The 8959-nt window shown below is 69.8% G+C and carries 11 protein-coding genes; 5 read left to right on the forward strand and 6 right to left on the reverse strand.

Going from position 1 to position 8959, the window contains the following annotated elements:
* Nucleotides 1-209 precede the first annotated feature (209 nt).
* Genes ACTICP_RS14835 through ACTICP_RS14845 form a run of 3 tightly spaced genes read left to right on the forward strand, consistent with a single transcriptional unit; the run spans nucleotide 210 to nucleotide 1754 of the window.
* Nucleotides 210-1010, forward strand: a complete 801-nt coding sequence (locus ACTICP_RS14835) for an HAD-IIA family hydrolase (RefSeq protein ID WP_441893695.1) — start codon at nucleotides 210-212, stop codon at nucleotides 1008-1010.
* A gap of 4 nt (nucleotides 1011-1014) precedes the next feature.
* Nucleotides 1015-1593 (forward strand): YdeI/OmpD-associated family protein, encoded by a 579-nt coding sequence (locus ACTICP_RS14840; protein WP_441893696.1) that lies wholly within the window; start codon nucleotides 1015-1017, stop codon nucleotides 1591-1593.
* On the forward strand, nucleotides 1590-1754 hold the full coding sequence (locus tag ACTICP_RS14845; protein ID WP_441893698.1) for a hypothetical protein: 165 nt from the start codon (nucleotides 1590-1592) through the stop codon (nucleotides 1752-1754). Before ACTICP_RS14840 ends, ACTICP_RS14845 begins: the two co-directional genes overlap by 4 nt.
* A gap of 20 nt (nucleotides 1755-1774) precedes the next feature.
* On the opposite strand, the gene ACTICP_RS14850 is transcribed toward ACTICP_RS14845, so the two are convergent.
* The 3 genes from ACTICP_RS14850 to pyrE form a co-directional block, all read right to left on the reverse strand.
* Nucleotides 1775-2938, reverse strand: coding sequence for an anhydro-N-acetylmuramic acid kinase (locus ACTICP_RS14850; RefSeq protein ID WP_441893700.1), 1164 nt, complete (start codon nucleotides 2936-2938; stop codon nucleotides 1775-1777).
* 115 nt (nucleotides 2939-3053) lie between these two features.
* Nucleotides 3054-3956 (reverse strand): ROK family protein, encoded by a 903-nt coding sequence (locus ACTICP_RS14855; protein WP_441893702.1) that lies wholly within the window; start codon nucleotides 3954-3956, stop codon nucleotides 3054-3056.
* Nucleotides 3953-4543 (reverse strand): orotate phosphoribosyltransferase, encoded by a 591-nt coding sequence (gene pyrE / locus ACTICP_RS14860; protein ID WP_441893712.1) that lies wholly within the window; start codon nucleotides 4541-4543, stop codon nucleotides 3953-3955. Before pyrE ends, ACTICP_RS14855 begins: the two co-directional genes overlap by 4 nt.
* 87 nt (nucleotides 4544-4630) lie before the next feature.
* On the opposite strand from pyrE, the gene ACTICP_RS14865 reads away from it, so the two are divergent.
* Together ACTICP_RS14865 and ACTICP_RS14870 are read left to right on the forward strand one after the other, a co-directional pair.
* The gene (locus ACTICP_RS14865) at nucleotides 4631-6283 is read left to right on the forward strand and encodes an MFS transporter (protein WP_441893704.1); all 1653 of its coding nucleotides are present in this window, start codon (nucleotides 4631-4633) and stop codon (nucleotides 6281-6283) included.
* 78 nt (nucleotides 6284-6361) lie between these two features.
* The gene (locus ACTICP_RS14870; RefSeq protein ID WP_441893705.1) at nucleotides 6362-6898 is read left to right on the forward strand and encodes a YbhB/YbcL family Raf kinase inhibitor-like protein; all 537 of its coding nucleotides are present in this window, start codon (nucleotides 6362-6364) and stop codon (nucleotides 6896-6898) included.
* Nucleotides 6899-6910: 12 nt separating this feature from the next.
* Here ACTICP_RS14870 and ACTICP_RS14875 read toward each other — a convergent pair whose 3' ends face one another.
* The 3 genes from ACTICP_RS14875 to ACTICP_RS14885 form a co-directional block, all read right to left on the reverse strand.
* Nucleotides 6911-7771, reverse strand: a complete 861-nt coding sequence (locus tag ACTICP_RS14875; RefSeq protein WP_441893707.1) for a MurR/RpiR family transcriptional regulator — start codon at nucleotides 7769-7771, stop codon at nucleotides 6911-6913.
* Nucleotides 7752-8624, reverse strand: a complete 873-nt coding sequence (gene phnE / locus ACTICP_RS14880; RefSeq protein ID WP_441893709.1) for a phosphonate ABC transporter, permease protein PhnE — start codon at nucleotides 8622-8624, stop codon at nucleotides 7752-7754. The genes ACTICP_RS14875 and phnE overlap by 20 nt, the downstream gene beginning before the upstream one ends.
* The coding region (locus ACTICP_RS14885; RefSeq protein WP_441893710.1) for an ABC transporter permease subunit at nucleotides 8621-8959 on the reverse strand (339 nt) is incomplete at its 5' end. The genes phnE and ACTICP_RS14885, both read right to left, overlap by 4 nt.

Below are 8959 nucleotides of genomic sequence, written 5' to 3' on the forward strand. Positions count from 1 at the left end.
CGGCGACCTCGCGGCAACGGGCGGATCCGCGCCCGTCTCGCTGATCGTCGCGGCCGGTGCGCTGCTCGCGGCCGGTGCCACGATGGCCGGGATCACGGCCGTGCGACGCCGCCGCAACGGCTGATCTCGAGGTCCACCTCTGTGAGGGCCGTCTCCGCCGTCCGCGGGGACGGCCCTCACAGCATCTCCTGCTCCAATAGGCTGAGCACATGGCACACCGTGACGACATCGAATGCTGGCTCACCGACATGGACGGCGTGCTCGTCCATGAGAACGACGCCATCCCTGGGGCGTCCGAGATGCTCGCCGGGTGGGAAGCGAACGACATCCCATACCTGGTGCTCACCAACAACTCGATCTTCACCGCCCGCGACCTCTCGGCACGCCTGCGATCCAGCGGCCTGGACGTGCCGGAGAAGCGGATCTGGACCTCAGCGCTGGCCACCGCCGCATTCCTGCAGCAGCAAGTGCCCGGCGGCTCGGCGTTCGTCATCGGTGAGACCGGCATCCTCACCGCGCTGCACGACGCCGGATTCATCATGACCGAGACGAACCCCGACTTCGTCGTCGTCGGCGAGACCCGCACGTACTCCTTCGAGGCGATCACGAAGGCGATCCGACTGATCAACCGCGGTGCGCGCTTCATCATCACCAACCCGGACGCCACGGGCCCGAGCGCCGAGGGCCCGCTGCCCGCGACCGGTTCCGTCGCGGCGCTCATCACCAAGGCCACCGGACGCGAACCGTACGTCGTCGGCAAGCCGAACCCGATGATGTTCCGGTCGGCGCTGAACAAGATCGGCGCGCACTCGAAGAAGACCGGCATGATCGGCGACCGCATGGACACCGACATCGTCGCCGGCATCGAAGCCGGCCTGCACACCGTGCTCGTGCTCACCGGCATCAGCGATCAGCGCGAGATCGAGAAGTACCCGTTCCGACCCGACGAGATCGTCGACTCGGTCGCCGACCTGCTGCCGACGATCACCGGGACGATCCGGACCGTCTGATTCCATGGGCGTTCTCGACGACGGCGAACGGATCACGGCAGCGGATGCCGCGGCCTGGCGCGCGTGGCTCGAAGAGCACCACGCCACGGCGCCCGGTGTGTGGCTTCTGAACGTGCGCGGCGCCGGTGCATCGATGGCGTATGAGGATGCCGTCCGGCAGGCGCTGTGCTTCGGCTGGATCGACGGACCGACGCGAACCTTCGCCGAGGGCCCCTCTGCTGGCAGTAACGGCCAGTGGTTCTCGCCGCGACGACCGTCGAGCGGTTGGGCCGCGACCAACAAGGCACGGTTGGTCGCTCTCGAAAAGGCAAGCCTGCTGGCACCGGCCGGTATCCGCGCGATCGAGGTCGCCAAGGCCAACGGCACCTGGGAGATGCTCGACGGCCCGGAGGCCGGGGTCGAACCCGACGAGTTCACCGAGGCGTTGGATGCTGTGCCCACCGCCCGCGCGAACTGGGATGCCTTTCCGAAGTCGGTCAAAAAGCTCGGACTCACGCACATCGCGACGGCCAGACGGGCAGAGACACGGACGGCGCGCATTGCGAAAATCGTCACGGATGCCGCAGAAGGGAAGCGCCCATGAACCAGAGCGACCTGTGGTTCCTCGTCATGATCCTCATCGGATTGTCGACGCTGACGATCATCATCTGGCAGTTCGTGCGGTCCCGCCGCCGCGGCCCGGGTGATGACAATCGCGGCGGCAACTGGTGGGAAGGCCCCTGGGACGACGACCGCAAGGGCTGACGGCCCCGCGCGATCGCGGCTCAGGCCGTTGCGAGCGCCAGACTGCGCAGCTCGGGGACGAGCTCCGGCATCCGCAGCGGGCCCGCACCCGGCGTGATCGTGCCGAGGATGCGCGGTTCGCGCGCGCCCGTGCCGCCGGGAGTGACGGCGGCAACACCGTGCATCGTGCACCAGCCGATCAGGGCGAACAGGATCGCCTCCTTCGCATCGGCCGAGGCGCCGAGCTCGTCGGCGAGGACGACGTCGGTGCCAGGGAGTGCGGCGCGCAACCCGTCCATGATCAGCGGGTTGTGGCATCCGCCGCCTGAGACCGCGAGGAATCGGACACCGACCGATCGCACGTCCTGCGCGACGATGCGGATGGTCAGCTCGGTGAGGGTGCGCACCAGATCGGTCACCGGAAGGTCGCGGCCGAGGGCTGCGACGTGCTCACGCACATAGCCGAGGTAAAAATGCTCCTTGCCCGTGCTCTTGGGGGCCGCGAGCGCGTAGTACGGATCGGCCAGCAGTGCTTCCAGCAGCTCGACGTCGATGGAGCCTGCGAGCGCGATCTGCGCATCTTCGTCGTAGCCGAGCGGGTTGAGGCCGTACGCCGAGATGACGGCGTCGACGAGCGCATTCGCCGGACCGATGTCGTACGCGCTCACGCCCTCACCGTCGACGACGGTGATGTTCGCGATGCCGCCGAGGTTCAGCGCAGCAGAGACTCCCGCGCGTTCTCGCAGCAGCAGCTCGTCGAGGAACGACACCAGCGGAGCCCCGTGCCCGCCGGCGGTGATGTCGCGGATGCGCACATCCGAAACGACCGGAGCCCCGACGGCCTCGGCGATCCACGCCGCCTGGCCGATCTGCAGGGTGCCGCGGGCGTGGTCGTCCTCGACCCAGTGGTAGACGGTCTGGCCATGCGTGCAGACTGCGTCGACCCCGCCGACGGACGCTGCGGCCACACGTGCGACCTCGGCGAACGCCTGGCCGATCAGGGTGTCGAGCACGCACACTTCGGCGAGGGTCGTCTGCGCCGGCGGAAGCGCGGCTACCAGACGGGCGCGCAGTTCCGGTGCATACGGCACACTGTCTGCGTACAGCACCGTGCCGCGCAGCATCCCGTCCCGCTCGTCGAAGTCAACCACCGTGACGTCGATGCCGTCATGTGAGGTGCCGGAGAGCAGGCCGAGGACGCGCATCCCTCGAGCCTACTGTTGCGCACGTCGGACACTGTGACGCACGTCGGAGGTATTCGCCGGATCTCTCCGACGTGCGTCACATGCTCCGACGTGCGTCACACCGCGGGCCACCGGGTTACCTGAGCACGAAGGCGGCCGCGCCGATCAGCGGGCCTTCGTCGCCGAGCCCTGATCGCACCACCCGCGCCGCGCGGGAGTAGTCGTGCGCAGCGGACGCCGTCAGCGCCGCCTGCACGAGGTCGATGTAGTCGTCGGAGACCCGGGAGAACCCGCCGCCGATCGCGATCAGGTCGAGGTCGACGAGGGTCGCGGCATCCGCCAGGGTCTCCCCCACCGCTCGCGCCGACCGTTCGATCGCCGCTCGCGCGGTGGCATCGCCGGCCGCGGCATCCCGCGCCAAGTCTTCTCCGGTCGCGCCGGTCCAGCCCTGCGATTGCGCCCACGACGCGCTCGCCGGCCCGGACGCGATCTCCTCCAGAGTCAGCCCGCCCTCGCGTCGCATCTGCCCGAGGTGCCCGGCGTTGCCCGAGGCGCCGGGAACGTATTGGCCGTCGACGACGAACCCGCCGCCGATGCCGGTCGAGACGACGATCGACAGCGATGCCCTGGCGCCTCGCGTGGCCCCCAGCCAGGATTCGGCGAGCGCGAGCGCGCCGCCGTCGTGCCCGAACACAGTGGGGACATCGACGCCCAGAACTGCGGATGCTGCGGTGCGCACAGCATCCGCCAGCCGGTACCCGCGGGCCTGCGGCATGTTGACGGGGATGATCGTGCCGGTGTCTCGGTCGACGGGCCCGGCGCTGCCGACTCCGGCTCCAGCGAGCTCGGCGCCGGCGGGGAGCGCGGCGAGCGCATGCTCGACGACGGCGCGGATCGCGGCATTCATCGACACCGGCGTCGCCTCTCGCCCCGTCGCCTGCCGACTGCGGCTGCCGGGCACGAGCACGCCGTCCTCACCGACCAGTGCCGCCTCGAGCTTGGTGCCGCCGACGTCGACGGCGAGTGCGTAGCGCGTCACTGCGGTTCGAGACCGAGGTCGTCGAGGTCGAAGGCCGCGAGCCACTGCATCCCCGCCGCCTCGATCGCGGCCTGAGCGCCGGTCTTGCGGTCGACGATCACGGCGACGGCGACGACCTCGGCGCCCTCGCGGCGCAGCGCCTCGACGGCCTTGAGCGCGGACTGACCGGTGGTGGAGGTGTCCTCGAGGACGACGACGCGCTTGCCCGCGACATCCGCCCCCTCGATCTGGCGACCGCGGCCGTGATCCTTGGGCTCCTTGCGCACGACGAAGGCGTCCAGCGGATGATCTGTGTCGACCGACGCGTGCATGACCGAGTTCGCGATCGGGTCGGCACCGAGCGTGAGACCGCCGACCGCGACGACATCGAGTCCGTCGATGAGGTCCATCATGATGCGCCCGATCGCGGGAGCCGCGCGGTGGTCGAGGGTGAGCTTGCGCATGTCGACGTAGTACGTCGCCTTCTTACCGCTCGAGAGGGTGAAGTCGCCATGGAACACCGCCTCATCCTTGATGAGGGCGAGCAGGGACCGGCGGTCGGCGTCGAGAGTCACGGCATCCAGTGTATGGCGCGCCGTGTCGATCATTCGATCGATGTGCACCCGGCCGCTGCGCCGCATGATGGGAGCATCCGCCCCGTCGATAGCATGGCCGCAGACAGAACAGGTGATCGCATGACGACTCCCGAGACGCAGAAGGTGCAGGCGCCGACCCGCAAGGACTGGTTCGCGCTCGCGGTCCTCTCCACCGGCCTCGGGATGATCGTGCTCGACGGCACCATCGTCGGCGTCGCGATGCCCGACATCATCGGCGACCTCGATCTCGATCTCACCGACGCGCAGTGGGTGAACAGTCTCTATGCGGTCGTGCTGGCGGCCCTGCTGCTGTCCACCGGCCGGCTCGCCGACAGATGGGGGCGCCGGCTGCTCTTCCTCGTCGGACTGGTCGTGTTCGTCGCCGGCAGCATGTTCGCAGCGAGTTCCGGGGATGCTGCGGGGCTGATCGCCGCGCGCGCCGTGCAGGCGCTCGGCGCCGCGATGATCATGCCGGCCACACTGTCCACGGTGAACGCGGTGTTCCGCGGCAAATACCGGGCCGCGGCCTTCGGTGTGTGGGGAGCCGTGATCTCGGGTGCGGCGGCGATCGGGCCGCTCGCCGGCGGCGCCCTGACCCAGTGGGTGTCATGGCACTGGATCTTCCTGGTCAACATCCCGCTGGGCGCACTGGTCTTCGTCGGTGCGATCTTCACTGTGCCCGAGACGCGTGCGCGCGTCAGCCGCCCCGGCGCTGATGTCGATGGGGCGCTGCTCAGCGCGATCGGCTTCGGCGCCCTGGTGTTCGCGATCATCGAGGGTCCGGATCTGGGCTGGTGGACGCCGACGAGCGAGCTGTCGATCTTCGGCTGGGTGTGGCCGGCGGATGCTGCGATCTCGATCGTGCCGGTCGCCATACTGATCGCGGTGGTCGCACTGACCCTCTTCATCTTCTGGGAGCGGCACCGTGAGAAGGTGCGCCGCTCGGCGCTGCTCGATCTCACTCTGTTCGAGCTGCCCACCTTCTCGTGGGGCAACATCACCGCGGCGACCGTCGCGATCGGCGAGTTCGCGATCATCTTCGTGCTGCCGCTGTACCTGGTCAATGCGGTCGGGCTCGACATCATGGGTGCGGGCCTCGTGCTCGCCGGGATGGCGATCGGAGCGTTCCTCTCCGGCGCCGCGGCCCGCCATCTCGCCGCGCGCTTCGGCGCCCCCGGGACCGTGCTGATCGGGTTGTCCCTCGAGCTGGTCGGCGTGATCGCACTCGCGCTGATCGTGCAGGCTACGACCCCGGGTTGGCTCGTCGCCATCCCTCTGGTCGTCTACGGTCTCGGACTCGGGCTGGCCTCTGCCCAGCTCACCGGCACGGTGCTGCGCGACGTTCCCACCGGTGCGTCCGGGCAGGGATCCGCAACGCAGAGCACCGTCCGGCAGATCGGCACGGCGCTGGGCACCGCGCTCGCGGGCGCCGCACTGTCGGTGTCGCTCGCGGTGACCCTCCCCGCCGCACTGAAGGGCGCCGGCATCACGGGTGCGGCGGCCGACCAGGCCGCGGAGAGCACGCGGCAGTCCGCGGGCACCGCGATCGAGCAGCTTCGCGAGCAGGGATCGTCCAGTTCGTTCGGCAGCGACACCGCGGCAGTGGTCGACGCGCTCAGCGCCGGATTCGCCGACGGCACCCGCTGGGCGTTCGTCATCGCCGCAGCGTTCCTGGCGCTGGGGCTGGTCGCCGCGATCCGCCTGTCGATCTCCGCCCGGCAGACCGACGATGCGGCCACGGAGGCTGGCTGACGCGCTCTGGGCGCAGGCCGCTGGATGCGCCTATCGTGGCTGTGACGTCATGTCCGTTCCGATAGTGCAGGAGGACCCATGTTCTCGTACGACCCCTATGCCGAATTGGCCACGCTCCGCGACTTCGCGCCGCTCGAGTTGACCAGCCCAGACTTCGAGCCCGGCGGTCCGCTGCCACTGTTCGCGTGGGGCGCGAAGCGCGGCGGCGAGGATCGGTCCCCCGCACTGCAGTGGTCGCAGGCACCGGCGGGCACGAAGAGCTTCGCGGTTTCGTGCTTCGATCCGGATGCTCCGACCGGTTCCGGATTCTGGCACTGGGCGGCGTTCAACCTCCCCGTGGGCACCACGACGCTCGCCAGCGGCATCGGCGACCTCGCCGCGCTCCCCCCGGGCGCGACGGTGCTGCCGAACGAGTCGCGCAGCGAGCGCTACATCGGCGCCGCCCCGCCCGAGGGAACCGGCATCCACCGGTACTTCTTCGTCGTCGACGCTCTCGACGTCGAGACTCTCGAGATCCCCGCGGACTCGACGCCGGCCGTGCTCGGGTTCAACCGCCACTTCCACTCGCTTGCCCGCGGCGTGCTGATGGGCACCGCCGACCCCGCCGACCGCTGAGGCGGCGGCCGGCTATTCCGACAGCGACTGGCCGAGCACCGACAGTGTCGCGACCTGCGCCGCTGTCGCGCCCGGCCCTCGCGTGTGCACGAGGAGTCCGACAACGGACTCGGTGACGAGCATCAGCGCCGCACGCGACGTGTAGAGCAGTTCGTCGCGGAACGAATCGTTGATCGGAGCGACGACGAGCGCGGTGTCGGCGAGCTCCGCCACCGGCGATCGCGGGAACGAGGTGATCGCCAGCACGCGAGCGCCGCTGGCCCGTGCCGCCGTCATGACGTCGATGGATGCTCGGTTCACCCCGGATCCGGACACCACCAGGCACGCCGATCCGGCACCGAGCTGCGACGCCGTGATCTGCTGGCCGAGGGTGTCGGCCACGTACTCGGCCGGGCGGCCGGCCGAGGTCAGACGCATTGCGAGGTCGGCGCCGACCGGTGCCGACAGACCGTTGGCGGCCACGAGCAGCCGAGTGGAGACGTCGAGTTCGTGCACGAACGCCGACAGGGTCTCCTCGGTGAGCGCCGAGACCGTGTGGGCGAGCCGGGAGGCGAAGCGGTCGACGGCCCCGCGCAGGGCCCCGAGCATCGTGGGATCTGCGGCGTCGTCGGCCACCGGTGCGGCGGTGGCCCGTTCGCGGGCGAGCGCGACTCGCAGCTGCGGGTACCCGTCGTAGCCGAGCGTCTGTGCGGTGCGGATCACGGTCGCCCGGCCGACGCCGACGGTGTCTGCGATCTCCTGCGCCGTCCACTCGATCGCCGCATCCGCGTCCGCGGCGATGGCATCGGCCACGCGCCGCTCGCTAGGCTGCATCGACGGTGCGAGCATCGCGATGCGGGCGGTCGGTGGTGCGTCAGCGGGCCCTTGCCACATCGGGGCTCTCCTCCTTCGAGTTCACGCTCGCCCGCGCCCGGGGACCGCGCATGATCCTTCGGCGGATAGCGCCGGAGACGGCATCCATCAGCATCGTCGCGAGCACCACCACGATGAGCAGCATCCCGACCGTGTCCCACTGACGAAAGTTCGTGTAGTTCGCGAGCATACTGCCGATGCCGCCGGCGCCGACGAGCCCCAGCACCGCCGAGGTGCGGATATTGATCTCGAAACGGTAGAGGGCGAACGAGAGCAGCGCGGGCGCCGCTGCCGGCCACAGGGCCCAGCGGGTGATCTCGGCCGTCGTGCCGCCGGCGGCCCTGACCGCTTCCGACGCCCCCTCCTGCACGGACTCGATCGTCTCGTAGACCCATTTGGCCTGCGTGCCGATGCCGGCGATCGCCAGTGCCAGCGCCCCGGTGAACGGCGTCAGACCGGTGACGGTGAGCAGCAGCAGCGCGATGATCACCTCCGGCACGGCGCGGATCACCGCGAACAGTCCGCGCAGCGGCAGGCGCACCCAGAGCGGTCCGACACCATTGGCCGCCATCATCCCGAGCGGAATGGATACGACGACGCACCCGATCGCACCGATCCATGCCATCGAGATCGACCGCCACGTCTCGAACAGCGCCTGTGGCAGCATCTCCCAGTCGGGGCTGGCGAACATGAGTCCGAGATAGTGCGCGACCTGGCCGGGCAGCGACCCGAGATCGTTCCACGGGATCGGGAGGGCCAAGGCCGCGCCGAGGATCACCGCGCCGACGAGCACGGCGACGATCGTCGGGACGAGTCGAGAGGGATGCCGCGGCAGCTCCAGCTCCCGGGCGCCCGCAGATGCGGTGAGGCTCATACCAACCGCCTTCGCAGGAAGTTGGAGAAGATCTCGATGAGCACGACGACGACGAGGATCTCCAGCACGATCACGGCGACATCGTCGTAGGCGTAGAAGGCGCGTCGCTCGTCGAGCAGCCGGCCGATGCCGCCGGCGCCGACGATGCCGAGGATCGCCGAGATGCGCACGTTGAGCTCGAGCGTGTAGAGCCACTGGTTCGCGAACAGGGGCCAGGTCTGCGGCAGGACGCCGCGGCGGTTGATCTGCGTCTGCGTTCCGCCTGCGGCGCGCCCGGCCTCGATCACCGGCAGGTCAGAGGAGTCGATCGCCTCGGAGACGAGTTTGACGATGAC

The organism is Microbacterium sp. (genome assembly GCF_052102115.1).
Lineage (GTDB): Bacteria > Actinomycetota > Actinomycetes > Actinomycetales > Microbacteriaceae > Microbacterium.